General features: G+C 40.6%; 15 protein-coding genes and 1 pseudogene. 10 read left to right on the top strand and 6 right to left on the bottom strand.

Translation table 11 applies throughout. The annotated features are described in order from the left end of the window. Positions 1–322 precede the first annotated feature (322 nt). Positions 323–604 (bottom strand): annotated as a pseudogene (locus tag LK453_RS01300) (secondary thiamine-phosphate synthase enzyme YjbQ); the annotation flags it as partial. Positions 605–899: 295 nt separating this feature from the next. On the opposite strand from LK453_RS01300, the gene LK453_RS01295 reads away from it, so the two are divergent. The 4 genes from LK453_RS01295 to LK453_RS01280 all read left to right on the top strand — a co-directional run bounded on the left by LK453_RS01295 (position 900) and on the right by LK453_RS01280 (position 3,492). Next, positions 900–2,039, top strand: coding sequence for a DUF4150 domain-containing protein (locus LK453_RS01295; RefSeq protein WP_201535381.1), 1,140 nt, complete (start codon positions 900–902; stop codon positions 2,037–2,039). Between the two features lie 50 nt (positions 2,040–2,089). Further along, complete coding sequence (locus LK453_RS01290) at positions 2,090–2,581, top strand: hypothetical protein (protein WP_201535384.1); 492 nt, start codon at positions 2,090–2,092, stop codon at positions 2,579–2,581. A gap of 162 nt (positions 2,582–2,743) precedes the next feature. After that, positions 2,744–2,950: a hypothetical protein gene (locus LK453_RS01285; RefSeq protein WP_201535387.1), complete on the top strand. Its 207-nt coding sequence runs from the start codon at positions 2,744–2,746 to the stop codon at positions 2,948–2,950. Between the two features lie 50 nt (positions 2,951–3,000). Beyond that, positions 3,001–3,492, top strand: coding sequence for a hypothetical protein (locus tag LK453_RS01280; RefSeq protein ID WP_201535402.1), 492 nt, complete (start codon positions 3,001–3,003; stop codon positions 3,490–3,492). A gap of 310 nt (positions 3,493–3,802) precedes the next feature. Here LK453_RS01280 and LK453_RS01275 read toward each other — a convergent pair whose 3' ends face one another. After that, positions 3,803–4,954 carry a hypothetical protein gene (locus LK453_RS01275; protein ID WP_201535405.1) on the bottom strand — a complete coding sequence of 384 codons (1,152 nt, stop codon included), beginning with the start codon at positions 4,952–4,954 and terminating at the stop codon, positions 3,803–3,805. Between the two features lie 515 nt (positions 4,955–5,469). Beyond that, a complete protein-coding gene (gene efp / locus LK453_RS01270; protein ID WP_007394182.1) occupies positions 5,470–6,045 on the bottom strand; it encodes an elongation factor P in 576 nt (191 codons plus the stop codon). Between the two features lie 57 nt (positions 6,046–6,102). On the opposite strand from efp, the gene epmB reads away from it, so the two are divergent. Further along, complete coding sequence (gene epmB / locus LK453_RS01265; RefSeq protein ID WP_227674431.1) at positions 6,103–7,206, top strand: EF-P beta-lysylation protein EpmB; 1,104 nt, start codon at positions 6,103–6,105, stop codon at positions 7,204–7,206. Positions 7,207–7,285: 79 nt separating this feature from the next. After that, positions 7,286–7,798 (top strand): c-type cytochrome, encoded by a 513-nt coding sequence (locus LK453_RS01260; RefSeq protein ID WP_201535408.1) that lies wholly within the window; start codon positions 7,286–7,288, stop codon positions 7,796–7,798. Between the two features lie 113 nt (positions 7,799–7,911). Here LK453_RS01260 and LK453_RS01255 read toward each other — a convergent pair whose 3' ends face one another. The 3 genes from LK453_RS01255 to radC all read right to left on the bottom strand — a co-directional run bounded on the left by LK453_RS01255 (position 7,912) and on the right by radC (position 12,773). Beyond that, positions 7,912–8,511: a M23 family metallopeptidase gene (locus LK453_RS01255; RefSeq protein ID WP_201535410.1), complete on the bottom strand. Its 600-nt coding sequence runs from the start codon at positions 8,509–8,511 to the stop codon at positions 7,912–7,914. A gap of 338 nt (positions 8,512–8,849) precedes the next feature. Continuing rightward, entirely contained in the window at positions 8,850–11,645 is a 2,796-nt protein-coding gene (locus LK453_RS01250) for an acyl-CoA dehydrogenase (RefSeq protein ID WP_201535413.1), read from the bottom strand. A gap of 447 nt (positions 11,646–12,092) precedes the next feature. Further along, on the bottom strand, positions 12,093–12,773 hold the full coding sequence (gene radC, locus LK453_RS01245; RefSeq protein WP_201535416.1) for a RadC family protein: 681 nt from the start codon (positions 12,771–12,773) through the stop codon (positions 12,093–12,095). Between the two features lie 369 nt (positions 12,774–13,142). On the opposite strand from radC, the gene LK453_RS01240 reads away from it, so the two are divergent. From LK453_RS01240 to LK453_RS01225, 4 genes are all read left to right on the top strand, one after another. Next, positions 13,143–13,601, top strand: a complete 459-nt coding sequence (locus LK453_RS01240) for a GNAT family N-acetyltransferase (RefSeq protein ID WP_201535419.1) — start codon at positions 13,143–13,145, stop codon at positions 13,599–13,601. Positions 13,602–13,782: 181 nt separating this feature from the next. After that, positions 13,783–15,033 (top strand): bifunctional phosphopantothenoylcysteine decarboxylase/phosphopantothenate--cysteine ligase CoaBC, encoded by a 1,251-nt coding sequence (coaBC, locus tag LK453_RS01235; protein WP_201535430.1) that lies wholly within the window; start codon positions 13,783–13,785, stop codon positions 15,031–15,033. 236 nt (positions 15,034–15,269) lie between these two features. Then, complete coding sequence (gene nfsA / locus LK453_RS01230) at positions 15,270–16,094, top strand: oxygen-insensitive NADPH nitroreductase (RefSeq protein ID WP_201535433.1); 825 nt, start codon at positions 15,270–15,272, stop codon at positions 16,092–16,094. 147 nt (positions 16,095–16,241) lie between these two features. After that, positions 16,242–17,015 carry a sulfite exporter TauE/SafE family protein gene (locus tag LK453_RS01225; RefSeq protein ID WP_201526663.1) on the top strand — a complete coding sequence of 258 codons (774 nt, stop codon included), beginning with the start codon at positions 16,242–16,244 and terminating at the stop codon, positions 17,013–17,015. The last annotated feature ends 55 nt before the right edge of the window (positions 17,016–17,070 follow it).

The raw sequence follows: 17,070 nt of genomic DNA, 5'->3' as shown, positions 1-17,070 counted from the left end.
TATGATTTTATTTTTGAAGTATTTAAACTGATTTAAATCATTAAAGATTGTATCGACAATACTCAGTAAAATCGGCACTATCAATATCCAGTAAGTCTGTAAAGCAAGGTATAAAGTTAAACATACCCTAGGTCCAGACACAGTTTTAACTGTGTATGAGTTATTTAGCCAATTCTATCCGTCGCGCAAATATAGGGCAGTAAGGCCTCGCTAAGGTAGAACAAGACTGCATTTAACAGAGTATATCTTTTGCCTACTGCTATAGCTTATAGTGCTTAATATTTAGCTTTCAATTAAGGTTATTGTTTATTAACTATTAGGCTTAAGTATTGACAGTAATGACTAAGCGCCGGCCACTGGCATGGTTACGGTGTTCACATAGATACACCCCTTGCCAAGTTCCTAGTCCCAATCGCCCTCTAATTAACGGAATATTTAAACTCACACCTAACATAATGCTCTTGAAGTGGGCAGGCAAATCATCTGAGCCTTCTAACGTGTGGCGATACTGAGGTTGATTAGCAGGCGCTATCGTATTTAACCAATCTTCAGTATCTAGACGCACATCCGGATCTGCATTCTCATTGAAAATCAAATAAAGCTGTCTATGAGCATATTGGTCGTTACAAGTTGCTCTCCAACGTCTGTAAACATTAAAAAATTAAGCGATAAGTGCCCCTATTAAGTTAAGTAATAGAGGCGCTTATTTTATGTAAAAATTTAATATTATCTTAACAATAATTTAAGATAATTAGTTTAATGTTTACTAATACGTATAACTGTGGTTGTATACATAGGAAGTGCAATGTATTAATAGTTAACCGTTAATCTATTACGGTATGAAAACTTTTTAAATAAACACACTAATTATATGATTTAGCACTAGAAGGATAACAGCAATGAGTAAAACACCACGAGCAGGATCTAAATCGACCGTACTTATTGCAATCAGTAATGGACCCTCATTCAATTACACCTCATATAAAAAAGATACCGTTGCTGGTTATACGTTGTACTCATTTATCGATAATGCAGAGGCGACAGCCGAACATACTTTTTTTAACGGTCAGCCTGCCTACTTACTTGATCAAACTACTCAGCCCAAATGCTTCGGTGATGCAGCGGGTAGAGGAGGCGGTGTGAAATCAGGTACTGTCGGCGGTAAGGTCAAGCCTATATCAGGATCAAGCACTATATTTATCGAAGGCAAGGCACTGGTTAGAGAAGGTGATGCTTGCACGATGAACAACGGCAATGTCAAAGGGATGTATATCACGGTAGATGCCACTCAGGCTGAGCAAATTATGGCGCAATGGGCTGATCTATCAACTAAGGACGCTCTAGCAGATGGTGGGCTTTGGGCAGGTCCTGGAGAGGGAAATACTGATCGACGGACCGGTAAGGTGTACCCTACAAAATCTGAACAGGCTTTAGAGGTCACTAGAATTAGGGAAGCATATGAGACCATGATTGCTAGAGCTAGGTTCTTAGGACAAGATTTTGCGGCAGATAATCTACAACGCTTTATTGATGGTGAAGGTAGTGTTAAAAATATTCCTTCTGACTATATTAGGCAATATGGCGCTATACAAGATGCAGAACAAAGAATCAGAGGTTATATTGAGAAAAATCAATTACAGGGTGAAACAGGTGAATTTTCTATAGACGATAATAAAATAGTATCTAAAGACAGTTGGGATGCTGATATCTACGAATACAACCCACTTTCTGAGTTAGCCTACGCATCAGGAGCAAGTGATATCAGATCGGATGTTGAAATAGTATTATATAAAGATGGCGATTCACACTATAAAGGAGAGGGGATTGTCAGTATGAATTGGAGTGATCCTTACGATTGGAATGAAGGACAAGGGTTTCGCATACCGGGAACGGGTATGGTGAGCGATGACGATGGTATATATCTAAAAGAAAACGACGGTGCAAAAGATTTTTTAATGGAATCCAAATGGCAGTCATCTTTTGAAGGTATCTATAACCCAGAAACTAAAAAATGGGAATCGATCGAATGGATAGATTGACTTTTGCTTTATGCTGTTGCTTTTTCATTTCCCTAACCTCGTCATGCACTGTGCAAAGAGATTATATTCCATTAAACCTAGAGAAGCTCGAAATAGTAAATAATGTCATCGAAAGCCAGTGTTTAAATAAGTTTGATAACGATGTGTTGATAACTGTATTGGAAAACGAGAACATAAGCTATGTTGTTGAAAACAATAAAGTTTACGTGGAGAGAAGAGTAATGAATAAAAAGGATTTTTTTGATGATATCAACCGTGATATACAAAACGAACTTTTAGATGACAATATTCCAGAAGGATATGTCCCATTTAAGTACAGAAGGTTAAACAAAAGAGCCAATAGATATGAAACAAGACCACTAGATAATCTAGACAAAGCTTTGCTGCCAGATATTATAAAAAGAGGAGGTTTTAAATATGTTGTTATCAATAATTGTCTTTATGTAGAACGAGAATTGATAGACAATCAAGATTTTCTTAGTAAAGCAGTCCGTATGCTAGATTTTGAGCGTGGCGAAGGACCTGACCCGTATCGTCATTAACAAAGGACCCTCATTCAATTACACCTCATATAAAAAAGATACCGTTGCTGGTTATACGTTGTACTCATTTATCGATAATGCAGAGGCGATATCAGATCGGATGTTGAAATAGTATTATATAAAGATGGCGATTCGCACTATAAAGGAGAGGGGGTTGTCAGTATGAATTGGAGTGATCCTTACGATTGGAATGAAGGACAGGGATTTTGCATACCGGAAACGGGTATGGTGAGCGATGACGATGGTATATATCTAAAAGAAAACGGCGGTGCAAAAGATTTTTTGATGAAATCCAAATGGCAGTCATCTTTTGAAGGTATCTATAACCCAGAAACTAAAAAATGGGAATCGATCGAATGGATAGATTGACTTTCGTTTTATGCTGTTGCTTTTTTATTTCCTTAACTTCGTCATGCACTGTGCAAAGGGATCTTGTTCCATTAAATCTAGAGAAGCTCGAAATAGTAAATAATGTCATCGAAAGCCAGTGTTTAAATAAGTTTGATAACGATGTGTTGATAACTGTATTGGAAAACAAGAACATAAGCTATGTTGTTGAAAATAATAAAGTTTACGTGGAGAGAAGAGTAATGAATAAAAAGGATTTTTTTGATAATATTAATCGTGATATACAAAACGAACTTTCAGATGACAGTATTCCAAAAGGATATGTCCCATTTAAATACAGAAGATTAAACATAAAAGCCAATATATATGAAACAAGACCGCTAGACGATTTAGACAAAGCTTTGCTGCCAGATATCGTTAAGAAAAACGGATTCAAATACATATTAAAAAACGATTGTCTTTATGTAGAGAAAGAATTGATAGAAAATCAGGATTTTCTTAGTAAGGCAGTGGGTATGCTAGATTTTGAGCGTGGCGAAGGACCTGACCCGTATCGGCATTAATAAAGGATCTTCCTTTAAGCTTTCCATAAAAACTGTTGACTAGTTATTGTATTTCAATTTCTAACTTTAATCCAACAACCGAAGGGCATTAGCATCAACTCCACGACTTTTGCTCTGTTTCTGTTCTAGTTCTGATCGCTACGTTTGCCTTGTCAGTTCGGCTCTATAATAGACTGCTCTATATAAGGCGTAATAATATGCACGCCACGCGCATGGGCAGGCAGGGTGATTGTGGTTTGATAGTAGGCCATAAAGACCAGCTCCTATAGATTAAAGCTTCTAATAAGTTAAAACACTAAAATTTAAAACGCTATAAGCTAAAAAATCCACTATCTAGCAGATACTGTGCCTGCGACAGTTTGCTTTTTAAGGTGCTATTGACAGACTGTAGTGTCTCTGGCGAAGCAGATCCAGTTTGATACTGCTGCTCAGCAACTTTTTCTAAGCGGTTTAAACAATCATCTATTAACTGCTGCACGCGATCGATTTTCTGTTCTAGTAAGGCTTGATGATGCGAAGAAATTTTATTTAGTGAGCCGTTATCATCGAGTGTCGCACTGTTTGTCTCATTCAAAGCACTACGTAATAATTGAGGTAGGGCTTTGCTCAGTATTTTATCAAAAGCAGATAAATCGATGCTATTACCCAATAGGGCTTCGCTATAGGCAATGGTATTTTCTGCGGTAAAAGTCAGTTGTCCCAGTTGTAATAATATACCTTGTTCAAAATAGGCCGCATGGTTTGCCAAGCTTAATTCACTGGGTGCGATGATATCGCAGTCTTTTAAGTAGCTGTGACCTCGTTCAATTAATAGCTCAGATGTCGGCACATCTTGTAACTCGCTTAAATCCATGTCCGGTGCCTTTAGCGACTGCAAACTGTCATTGGTAGGGGCATCAGGGTGAAATTCTCCGTATACCGATTGCAAGTAGCTGCGATTTGCTAAGATATTGGTCGCAACCTGCTGTTGTCCATCACTTTGTATACGCTGCATAAATTCTAGCACTGAGGTAAGTTGACCGTAAGTAATGTCTTGGCTGGTCAAATTGTTTTGGTTATCTATAATTGCGTTTTCCGCGTAGTCTGTGTCTAAAGCCAAGTAATCTTCAATAATTTCACTGAGTCTGGTGCCAGCTAATTTATCCACAGTGAAACGCTGCTCAGGATCTAGTTTTACTGAAGCCAGTGCCAGATATTGGCTGTGAATCTTACCCAGTAATTGACGAAAGCTGATAGGCAGAGCCGGATGGTTACGGTACTGATTAATGGCATTGGCAATTTGCAACTGTTCTGCAGAGGCTTTAGTACCATGATTTTGGGTGGCCGAACCTGCATTGCCAAGATACTTCTGAGTGGGCTGTTGATTCTCCAACAGATTTTGGTTCGAGCGCCCTCTGACCACAAATACGGTAGGAACAATGACAATGAGGCTTATGATCAATAGCAATAACGGATAAGACATGACAGAGTTAACTTCTTAAATTAGTGGGATAATGTCAAACTAAAGCGATAAAGTCGGTAAAAGATATACTATTAATTAAATAGATATTTAACAGGAAAGGATAAAACATAACCTTCACCAATAAAAAAACTCAATTTAATTGAGGGTAACTTCTAGATGAGCAATCAATAAGCGAAGCTCATGTCTTTCCAGTGTAGACAAGCTATGAGTAGGTTTAAATACCGCTTATGTAACTTGCAGCTTGGAGTAAGTATTAGACAAAGAGGCAGAATGAGAAGGAAAACAACCCGTTTGAGACAGCGTTCGCTTTTATACCAGTAAACACTTTCCACAAAAAATAACAGATAAAAAAATAGCCAAGTCGCAAAGCTTTGATAGGCTGCTAGGGAGTGTATAATAGGCACTCGAAAAAGCAGAGCAGACAAAACTTTAGAGACTGGCTATTTATGGGTTGGTGATTTTACCCGATCCCTTTAATCCATAATATAAATGGGTCAAAGGGAGTTAGTGCAAAATTACTGACTAACGCGAGTTTGGTAATCACCTGTACGAGTATCTACACGTACTACTTCATTTTGTTGTACGAATAAAGGCACACGAACCACAGCACCCGTTTCTAAGCGAGCAGGCTTACCACCGCCACCAGATGTATCACCACGAACGCCTGGATCAGTTTCAACGATTTCAAGCTCAACAAAGTTTGGTGCAGTCACTGATAAAGGCACACCGTTGAATAGAGTGATGGTGCATAAATCGTTGCCGTTCTCTTTTAACCATTGCTTCGCATCCGCCATTGCATTAGCATCTGCTTGCAATTGCTCAAAGGTCTCAGGGTGCATGAAATGCCAAAACTCACCATCGTTATATAGATAGTTCATTTCAGTATCTACAACATCTGCTGCATCTAAGCTGTCGCCTGATTTGAAAGTTTGCTCCAATACTTTGCCCGTGCGCAAGTTACGTAATTTGACGCGGTTAAAAGCTTGGCCTTTGCCTGGCTTAACAAATTCGTTATCGATAATGGCACAAGGATGGCCATCGTACATAACTTTAAGACCGGCTTTAAATTCGTTAGTTGAAAAACTTGCCACAATATTGCTCCTGATACATTTCAAATTAATGACAAAAAATCAAATATGATGAGTCCCATGATAAACCATTTACCCGAACAAAAAAACAAGCAAATCCTTATTACATCAGTCGCTACTGGCTCATCTGAGCTTAATTCGAATGACAAATTTAAGGAGAAAGCTACGAGTAATCAGCCTATCAGTTGGCAAACACAAGTTGCAGATGTTATTACAGATATAGATCAGTTGCTAGCTATTTTAGAATTATCTGATATTAAGTCTGAACTTTATATCCCTAAAGGCTTTGGTTTACGTGTGCCTAAGGCTTTTGTGGCTAAGATGAAAAAGGGTGATCCTAAAGATCCTCTGCTGCTACAAGTACTGCCCAGTAAGCTTGAGCAGGCTAAGATTAGCGGTTATGTGACCGATCCTTTAGCTGAAAATGAACAAAACCCCATTAAAGGTTTGTTACATAAATATCATTCTCGAGTCTTAGTGACCGTTACCGGTGCCTGTGCCATTCATTGCCGTTACTGCTTTAGACAACACTTTGATTATCAAGGAAACTTGCCAAAATCAGAGCAGCTTGAGCTTATCCAAGATTATATTGGTCAACATCCTGAGATTCGAGAAGTGTTATTGAGTGGTGGCGACCCGTTGAGCCTGTCAAATCGACGTTTATTTTTATGGCTAGACGCGTTAGAAGCTTTGCCGCAAATTAGCACCATACGGATTCATACGCGATTGCCTATCGTCATTCCGGAGCGATTAGACTCAGAGCTCTTATCTCGGTTACAAGCCAGTCGCTGCCAAATCGTTATGGTGGTGCATACCAACCATGCCAATGAGATTGATGAGCATACAGCCAATTATTTGCTACAAGCACGGCAAAAAGGCATTACCTTATTGAATCAGACGGTACTGTTAGCAGGAATTAATGACTCAGTGTCGGTACAAGTTGACTTAAGCGAGCAACTTTTTGCAGCAGGCGTGTTGCCTTATTATTTGCATCTGTTGGACAAAGTAGAAGGCGCAGCTCATTTTGATATGACTCAGCGCCGAGCTGTTGAGTTATATTGGGAAATGTTGCAGCAGTTACCGGGGTATTTAGTGCCAAAATTGGTACAAGAGCTTCCTAACCGACCCTTTAAAACGCCAGTAGACCTATACAATCATTATTAATGGCGTAAAATAGTCTTCTTTGAGTTAGCAGTCTCTAACCTTGCCAACTTTAGTAATACCTATCCTTATAAGTGAGTTGATGATGTTAAAAATTTATAGCCCACACGCTAGTGTCCAACACTCAAAGTACCGTCTAAGCGTCAAGAAGTTAAGCGTTTCATTATTATTGTCAGGTTTAACTGCTCTGAGTGTGGGCTGTACACCGACCCCGCCTGATCATCGTGCTCAAGTCACTGCTCCCGTCTATGAGGCAGGGGATAGTTATAGAGGTGAGCAGCTTTATGAGGACCAGTGTAGCCAGTGTCATACGCTAAAGCCAGGCAGCAATAAAAAAGGCCCACAGTTGATTGGGGTCTATATGGCGCCGTCGGCACAACTAAAGGATTACAAATACAGTGAAGCGCTAGAAAAAGCACATTGGGTATGGGATGCCAAAACGCTAGATTCTTATATCGCAGATCCTGAAGCAGTATTGGCAGACACACGTATGCTGTCAGACCCAATACCGAATGCCAAAGACAGACAAGACATTATCGCCTATTTGTCTACTTTAGGCCGAGAAGCACCGCCTGTCGCTGAAGAAACTAAGTAGCCCCATATTTGGAAGTGAATTTTGGTGAATACTGAGGTGTATTTTACTCATGTTTATTTCTCCGAAGTTCACTTCGTCCTTGTTTATTCACTCTATTATTAACTCTATCATAGTCATTTCGCCAGTAGTGGGTAGGGATTAACAGCACCTGATTGGGTATAGATGCCATAATGTACATGGGGCGGGGTGCCTTTGGCGTTGCCACTATCACCAACATAGCCCAAGACAGTGCCCACTTCTACCCAGTCACCAGGCTGAATATCAGCAAATTGCTGCAGGTGAGCGTAATAGTGACCGACCCCGCCTGGACCCAATATAGAGACAACATTACCGCCCAACGAATCTGTGCCTACTTTTCGTACGATACCTGGGGTCGTGCTATGAATAGGTGTTCCTTGTGCTGCAAAAATATCTATGCCTTCATGATGACGCCCTCCACTTCGAGCCGCTCCCCAAGTATCGGTTAAATGAGCGTTTGGGATAGGCGTAGGTAAGCTATTTGGCTGAGGCGGGTCTTGTTTTATCAGTTTGCTATATCGCATTGCATTGCCAACATACGTGGTTAACTGTTGACGAATGTCTGCTGAATATACAAAGGCCAAATACCCCACCCCTAGCAGTAACAAGATTTTAAGCAGACGTTTCAGTAAGGCTATGGGTCCATTTGAGCCAGATGGGGGTGTGCTTTGATTAGCAGCATTGGAATAGGTCATAAACTGAAATCGCTCTTCAAGTGAATAGGATGTTTAGATAATTAACACCTAAATGTGAAAGCTAAAAGTTAAACAGGCTTATAATACCGAGCGTATTAGCACCGTTAAGTTATGGCTATAGTAGAAAAAAAGCAGTTTGTTAAACAAAGTCTGTCAAAATCAGTATATAGCGATGGACCGTAGGATTGATGAGGAATTAATGAAAAGCATTAGGAAAATCTCATCAATTGAATACATAATAAAAAACCGTGCTCTAGGCACGGTTTTTTATATTTAGCTTTTAGCATTTAGTACTTAATGCAGGGACGATACTTAGCCATAAGCCATAGCCATAAATACTACTTATTATGGCGCTGCTTATCGGCATGATTTCTGGCCATACGTTGTTCTAGAGTCATTTCTGCATCACGCAAACGAGGGTCATTTTGGTGCGCCTCATTAAAATCTGTTTGGTCTACTTGTTCCTCTACGCTGTTCTGTTCAGAGGTCATTTCGACATCCCCATCTTGTTCATAGCCATGAGCACTATTGGCATCGCCTGTTTCTTCTTGTATCTCAGATTGAACAGGCTGGCTAGAGTGAGTAGCTGCTGAAGATGATGTAGGATTCTCAATCTCTTCAATAACATAAGGCGTTAAGTTACCTGCAGCATTCTCAAGCGTGTGTGGGTTTTCACGTGGTAAAGCATGAATGAGATGCTCATCGAAAACATCAGTTAATAGTGCATCGAAACGTATCGCATTATATTCGATCAGCTGCTCTGATTCTGCTTCAGTAATCACACCCTCTTTTAGAGCAGTCAGTACATGATCTTCAAAAGTTAAGCCCACAAACTTACCTTTGTGTTCAGATTTTTTGAATTTCTGCCATAAAGGTTCAACTTGAAGCAAGGTCTGATAAGCATTTTCGATACGACCGGTGTTGTCTTCAGGATTGGTGGTGTAGTAAACCAGACTTTTAATCTGCTCGCGGAAAGGGTTCTCCTTGCCATCAAGCATAATAAGTTCACCAACTTGACGTTTAAGGTCATCACTGGGCTTGTCTGTGAAGTCGCCACCTGGGAAACACACAAACTTAACTAAGCTTGCTGCCATACGATTAGGGAAGTTCTCAAATATCTCAAAGAATGCTTCCTGAATGATATATAAAGATTTCTCTAACGCTAAACGAGCATGAAGTTGCTCTGACTCCGACTGGCTACCATGGGCATAATATTGCAAGATGGCAGTCATAATGAATAAATGTGCATGAATGTCAGCCAAACGTCCTGACAGCATCTCTTTACGTTTTAGGTCACCCGCAAGTATGCCAAGTGCCATATCAGCCGTTAACGCAAAGTTGGCGCTCAAACGGTTAATCTTTTTGTAGTAAGGGCGGGTGAAGCTATCCGCATACTTAGGTGCGCTACCACTGCCACCAAAATAGCCGGCCACAAAGGACTTCGCACCGCGATTAAAGGTATAGCCTAAGTGCTTGAAGAACATGTCATCAAATTTGCGTTGTGCTTCTTTTTTATCATCGCTTTGAAGCAGTTGTAACTCTTCAAATAGGTAAGGGTGACAACGCATGGCACCTTGACCAAAAATCATCAATGAACGGGTTAGAATGTTAGCGCCTTCCACTGTGATAGACACTGGAATCGCTTGATAAGGTAGGGCTAAGAAGTTACGAGGGCCTAACTGAATAGCACGACCACCCACGATGTCCATACCATCGTTGACCAGACCGCGCATGGTCTCAGTCGCATAGTATTTGGCCATAGCGGTCATGACTGATGGAGTACCGCCTTCATTTAAACCACAAGTGACTAAGTGACGGAACGACTCTAGCATATAAGTACTGCTGGCAATATTACTACTGGCTTCTTGTACCCCTTCAAATTTACCAACAGGTATTTTGAACTGCTCACGAACCTTAGCAAATGCACCCACAGTCAAGTAGGTCATTTCGCCTGCAGAAGTAGAGAGGGCGGGCAATGATATACCACGACCTACCGCCAAACACTCCATTAGCATGCGCCAACCTCTACCAGCGTTTTCAATACCACCGATAATGAAATCAAGCGGGATAAACACATCTTTGCCCACCACGGTACCATTCATAAACGGTGAGCCAGGGTTATGACGTTCACCAGTCTTAACACCTTCGTAGCTGGCCGGAATTAGAGCACAAGTAATGCCATAATCGGTTTTATTTTTATCGCCTAATAAGCCGTCAGGGTCATGAAGTTTGAAAGCCAAACCAACCACAGTGGCTATCGGGGCAAGGGTAATCCAGCGTTTAGAGAAAGTCATATTTAGACCCAATACTTCACGGCCTTCATACATACCATAACAGACTACCCCAGTATCGGGGATAGCGCCGGCATCTGAGCCTGCTTCAGGACCTGTTAGACCAAAGCAAGGAATTTCAGTACCATTTGCTAAACCTGGCAACCAGCGCTGCTTTTGTTCCTCAGTACCATAGTGCATCAATAGCTCACCTGGACCTAAGGAGTTTGGCACCATACAGCTTACTGCTGCGGTTAAGCTACGTGACGCAATTTTACTCATGATACGGCTTTGAGCATAAGGTGTGAATTCACGTCCGCCGTAGCTTTCAGGGATAATTAAACCTAAGAATCCATTGTCTTTAATATATTGCCAAGCTTCTGGCGATAGATCTTTATCATGATGATGGATTTGCCACTCATCTAACATGGAACATAAGGTTTCCACTTCATTGTCAATGAATGACTGCTCTTTTTCTGACAACGTCGGATGTTTGAAGTTGGCAAATTTATTCCAGTCGGGCGCACCCATGAAGAGCTCTTTTTCCCACCAACTGGTACCGGCATCTAAAGCTTCACGTTCAGTATCACTCATACTTGGCATTGCCCCAGCCAAGGTGTTATAGGCCGTATTACTGATTAATGATTGACGTAAAGGCGGAATTAATACAAGCAAGCTGCCTATGATCAATGGCACGCCCAGTAATAATGACCAGGGGGCGATAATAGCGGCCACAACAGCAATAATAATAATTAAAGCTGCGCCTACAGTGCGGCTTAAACCGTATAAAAATACCAATAGTAAAGCAAACAGCTGCAATAGTATGGCGAGTATAAAAAAGCCAACTAAGGTTAAAGTTGTCATAGTTTGCACCCTAAAAATTAAAATAAGTTAGATTCAGAAGCTTATGTTTTATTATTTGCACTTCTTTATAAATACCGTCTCTTCACTATTGTTGGCTCTTTAATGACTACTTATTAATTGATGATTACCTATTAATCTGCTCATCAATCTATTTACCGATCCATCCATATAATTGTATGTACCGATCTAATTAATAAATAATGATAGGTAGATGATTTAGACAGCCATTTGAACAACTATTTAAATAACCATTAATAGAGTCTGCCACTAATAAAGAAAATAATATCTATGTTACAGAGTAAGTAGGTAGAAAGAGATAATCAAGACTAGAATCTTTACAATTGGTTAATTTCGTAGCATTTATTTTTAAGCTTTTTAATAAGTTCGCTATCAATCAACCATGATGGTAGTTTTAAACCTTGGAATTATGCAATTAGTTGAGTCTGATTAAAAGGGAAAAGTCCCCGTTTCTGCAAAAGAAAGGGTGTCATTGCGTCCGACAATAATATGATCGACTAGGCTTAAGTCAATGGCTTGGCAGGCCTGCTTTAAGGTTTCGGTTAAATGAATATCAGCGTCAGAAGGTGTGGCATCTTGATTAGGGTGATTGTGAGCTATTATAAGTTGGCTAGAACCCTGCTCTAAACCATGGCGTAACACTTGTTTGATACATACTGAGCAAGAAGAAATACCGCCCACAAAAAGAACTTTAAAATCTAAAAGATTTAATCCATTGTCTAGACACAATACGGCGAATACTTCATTGGTCTCACGGCGCAATTGAGTGGTGATATAGTCTTTCACCACTTGTGACCGGTTCAGACTATTGCCAGACTTTAACTCGCTGTCTAAGTAACGTTTGCCAATCTCAAGACTGGCGAGTAACTGTGCATACTTTGCCGTGCCAATGCCATGATAGGCCAATACCTCCTCTTTTGGGGCTACTAATAGCTCGGCAATACTGCCAAATTTATCAATTAAGCTGCGGGCAAGTTCGATGGCAGACTGCGCTTTGGTGCCCGTGCGCAGAAATATGGCCAATATCTCAGCATCAGTTAAATACTCAGGCCCGTGTTTAAGCAGTTTTTCTCGCGGTCGATCGTCTTCGTGCCAGTCTTTAATCGCCATTATTTAAGCCTGTGTTTGAGTAGAGCAAGGGAAAAGTGATGAAGGTATTATCGTGAGACGGGTAGGTTTCAACTTTTGAAAGGCCAGTGCTTATAAGATTAGCTTTTATAACGTTAGTGTTTACAACAATGATGTTTATTAGGTCTATGTTTGTTAAACCTTTATTTACTAAACCGGTATTTATCAAGTCGGTATTTATTAAGTCAATGTCTAGTCGGTTAGTGCGGTAGAATCGGGTAAAGGTATGTATTATATTATACCTATTTTAAATAAATAAAATTAAGTTTATCTTATCTATGTTTTGAAAATCGCTATGAGCCGTTTTACTGTGAATTTTATTATTTACCTAATATCTTGGATATGTCTTAAATGAAAACCAATGAAATAACTATTAAACCCCTCACTGAATCAGATTATTCTGATTGGCATAAGTACTGGCAAGCTTATTTAAGTTTCTATAAAACTGTGTTAACGGCAGAGGTGACTGAGGCCACTTGGTCAAAGATATTAGACCATGATGTGCCTATTTATGGGTTCGGGGCATTTAAGGGTACTAAGCTTGTCGGTATTACCCATGTGGTACTGCACCCCAATACTTGGAACACTACAGACTGCTGCTATCTTGAAGACTTGTATGTTGATAGCGCGGCTAGAGGTTTGGGCATAGGGCTAATGCTGATTGAGCAGGTGTATCAGTTTGCCGAAGCGCATAATTGCAATCGTGTGTACTGGGTGACCAATGCGGATAATAGAACCGCGCGTTACTTGTACGACAAATTAGCCCAACAAACCGACGTGGTTCAGTACCGTAAGGACTTACCTTTATAGTCGTTATAGCAGGCAGGGCTTTTATAAATGGGATTATTAAATCTATCCAAAGGCCCCTGAAACTTGTTACCATAAGCACATTTTATTAAATGCTATTAATTAGTGCTGTGAAACCATCTATCGCTTTATATCACTTGATTATTAGGCTTTTGCATTTTGTCCTTTAAGGTAATCCTCAGTTATGAGCCAAATCTTCACTCCAGTCGTTCCTGTTGCCCCAAATATCACTAACGTTATTCTCGCCATAACCGGTGGGATTGCTGCCTATAAATCTGCTTTGTTGGCGCGCTTGCTGATCAAAGCTGGATTCGAAGTTAGGGTAATAATGACCCAAGGTGCGCAGCAGTTTATTACGCCATTGACGCTACAAGCACTGACCGGTAATGAGGTACATACTGAATTACTAGATACCAAAGCCGAAGCGGGTATGGGTCACATCGAGTTGGCAAAATGGGCGGATCTTATTGTTATTGCACCGGCTTCAGCCAACACTTTAGCGCGTTTGGCAATGGGTATGGCCGATGATCTATTGGCGACCGTATGTCTGGCAACGACTGCTCCAGTGATGGTCGCTCCTGCAATGAATCAACAAATGTGGGCACATCCTGCAGTTCAACTTAATGTACAAACTTTAGCTGATATGGGCTATGAGATGATTAAGCCTGATAGTGGCATACAGGCTTGTGGAGATACGGGGGCTGGCCGATTGCCAGAGCCTGAGATTTTATTAAGACGGGTTATTAATTTTAAAGCTAAGCTCATGACACCGCAGTACTTGGCGGGCAAGAAAGTGACCATTACAGCGGGTCCAACTATAGAGTCCATTGACCCTGTAAGATTTTTGTCCAATCATTCAACAGGCAAAATGGGCTTTGCCTTAGCGCGAGCTTGCCGTGATGCTGGTGCTGAAGTCACTTTAATAGCCGGTGGTAAGGTCGGGCTTGAGACGCCTTTAGATGTGCAACGTGTGAATGTTTTGTCGGCCAATGACATGATGCAAGCTGCGGAAAGGTCTGCTCAAGCTGAATGTGATATTTTTATTGCCTCGGCAGCAGTGGCAGATTATCGTACGCGGGATGCGGCACCTCAAAAAATCAAGAAGACTCAAGAGCAAATGACTTTGGAGCTGGTGAAGAACCCAGACATTTTAGCGACTATTTCACACAATTATCCTGATATGTTTATGGTAGGTTTTGCAGCTGAGACTCAGGATGTCGAAAAATATGCCCGAGGTAAGTTGGTATCTAAGAACTTAGATATGATTGCTTGTAATGATGTGTCACGTTCAGATATTGGCTTTGCCAGTGATGAAAATGCGATGACGGTGTTTTTTGCTGAACAATATCAAAAACAGCCTGTTGAATTAGAAAAAATGGATAAAAATAACATAGCAGAACATTTAGTTAACTTAATAGGTACCATTATTAAGTAAACAATACCTTAAAATTAAAAGTGAGCAGATAAGGAAGAAATAGCGGTAAGATACGATTATTTATCAAGAATATCTATTAAAAAGCCTATTGGAAACAATAGGCTTTAATTTGTAGGTCATAATCCAGACCAGCTATTGATAGAAAGATAAAGGGCAAAACCACTTACTGATTAAATTTCCCTTAAAAGCTGTCCAAAAAACGCACTTAAAAAATCAATAATAGTTAAGGGTAAGTCATGACAGAGACTTCAGAGCAGTCAAATATAACCAAGATTAAAAACATCAATTCTACATTAGAGGCCATGTTGTCACACCGTTCAGTTCGTAGCTTTACCGATGAACCTATCAGTGCCGAGATGTTAGAGGCGGTATTAGAAGCGGGCCGTGCCGTCTCAACGTCTAACTATATGCAGTCGGTCAGTGTCATTCGTATCACCGATCGAGAGCAGCGTATTAAATTTCATCAAATCTCTAATGGGATGAGCGAAGAGGAATACAATCAAGCCTTAAGTGAAGGTAAAAAGCTGGCGCATCCTTATGTTCTAGAGTGTCCAGAGTATTTGGTGTTTTGTATGGATAACTATCGTCATAACATGGTTGAGCCAGAAGCACAGCTTGATTGGATGGAGGTAATTTTAATCTCTGCGTTAGACGCTGGATTATTTGCTCAAAACGTATTGGCTGCGGCTGAATCTCTTGGTTTAGGCGGTGTTTATATTGGTAGTCTACGTAATGATATCGAGCGAGCAGGTGAGGTTATCAATGCGCCCAAACATGTTGTGCCTATCTTTGGTATGTGTTTGGGACATCCTAGTGATTCTCCGATTAATTCATCCCAAAAGCCACGTTTTCCATTGTCCTTATTGGTCTCTGAAAATCAATATCAACCGGCCACTCAGCAGCAGATTGATGCGTTTAATGAAGACGTAAAACAATATTATTCTGATCGTGGAAGTGAAAACCATCAAGCATGGGAAGCGCAAGTGACTAAGACTTTTGCTCAACCGGTACGTCCTCAAGTGAGTGACTATTTACACAAGCAAGGGTTCGGTAAGCGCTAGTTCTTCCCATCGACACTTAAAAAAGCTAAGCTTTTTGAGGCTAAGGCAGTTATGAGTAAGTGGCAGCCAAGATAAGGTGACAAATGACAGGCTCATTTATCACAGTGGGATAACAGGTGATGGTTTACTGGGCTATAGGGATGGGTCGTGTTTAATTTTGAAAACTTGTTATTAACCTTCATATTTGCCGTCGCCTCAGTGCTACATGGAATTAGTGGCATTGGGGTTACCTTAGTCGCTACTACAGCGTTGGCAAGTCTGTACCCTTTACAGCATGCCATTATTCTTATTATATTTCCCTCATTTGCGCTCAATCTAATGACTTGGCTTATCGGGGGTGAGCGCAGTGTCTGGGGCAATTTTACCTATTACCTCAAACATTATTGGCTGTTGGCCTTAATGAGTCTGCTCGGCAGTATCTTAGGTGTCAAGCTACTGATGTGGGTAGATAGTAGCTATATTTTATTGTTATTAGCGGCAGTCATTGCTTTTTATGTCATTAGTAACGCGTTGGGTAAAAAAATAATTCTCCCTGCCACGACACCTGTTTTGATAGCCACGGGGCTGATAGCGGGTATTGTCGGTGGCTCTACCAATGCCATGTCTACTATTTTGCTGATGTATTTGTTGGGCAGTACTGACGATAAAAACACCATCGCCAAAGTGGGCAATATGTGTTATTTATTGGGTAAGGTGGCTCAGATAATAGTGCTACGTGACTCATTAATAGCGCTACCCACCAGTGACTGGCTACTTATCGGTTTGGTTACCACAGTCTCAGTTATCTTCTTACTGTTTGGCATTCGTTTGCGTCATTATTTATCGCAGCACAGATTTCGCCAGCTGGTATTGGTTATTTTAACTGTGCTCGGCTTAAGAGTGGGTTGGCAAGGGATTACGGGTCTAATGTCTTTGATTTAAAACGCTTAGAGGAGTTAACCTTTATAAGCTGTAAAAGCGTAATTTCACCCTAGGG

The organism is Psychrobacter sanguinis, from assembly GCF_020736705.1.
GTDB lineage: Bacteria > Pseudomonadota > Gammaproteobacteria > Pseudomonadales > Moraxellaceae > Psychrobacter > Psychrobacter sanguinis.
Note: the sequence above shows the minus strand (reverse complement) of the source record. Positions and strands in the feature narration are given on the sequence as shown.

What these genes read in the sequence shown, in the direction of transcription:
- LK453_RS01295 (WP_201535381.1), top strand. Translation starts at nt 900, where the DNA reads ATGAGTAAAACACCACGAGCAGGATCTAAATCGACCGTACTTATTGCA.
- LK453_RS01285 (WP_201535387.1), top strand. Translation starts at nt 2,744, where the DNA reads ATGAATTGGAGTGATCCTTACGATTGGAATGAAGGACAGGGATTTTGC.
- LK453_RS01275 (WP_201535405.1), bottom strand. Translation starts at nt 4,954, where the DNA reads ATGTCTTATCCGTTATTGCTATTGATCATAAGCCTCATTGTCATTGTT.
- epmB (WP_227674431.1), top strand. Translation starts at nt 6,103, where the DNA reads ATGATAAACCATTTACCCGAACAAAAAAACAAGCAAATCCTTATTACA.
- LK453_RS01260 (WP_201535408.1), top strand. Translation starts at nt 7,286, where the DNA reads ATGATGTTAAAAATTTATAGCCCACACGCTAGTGTCCAACACTCAAAG.
- LK453_RS01255 (WP_201535410.1), bottom strand. Translation starts at nt 8,511, where the DNA reads ATGACCTATTCCAATGCTGCTAATCAAAGCACACCCCCATCTGGCTCA.
- LK453_RS01250 (WP_201535413.1), bottom strand. Translation starts at nt 11,645, where the DNA reads ATGACAACTTTAACCTTAGTTGGCTTTTTTATACTCGCCATACTATTG.
- radC (WP_201535416.1), bottom strand. Translation starts at nt 12,773, where the DNA reads ATGGCGATTAAAGACTGGCACGAAGACGATCGACCGCGAGAAAAACTG.
- LK453_RS01240 (WP_201535419.1), top strand. Translation starts at nt 13,143, where the DNA reads ATGAAAACCAATGAAATAACTATTAAACCCCTCACTGAATCAGATTAT.
- coaBC (WP_201535430.1), top strand. Translation starts at nt 13,783, where the DNA reads ATGAGCCAAATCTTCACTCCAGTCGTTCCTGTTGCCCCAAATATCACT.
- nfsA (WP_201535433.1), top strand. Translation starts at nt 15,270, where the DNA reads ATGACAGAGACTTCAGAGCAGTCAAATATAACCAAGATTAAAAACATC.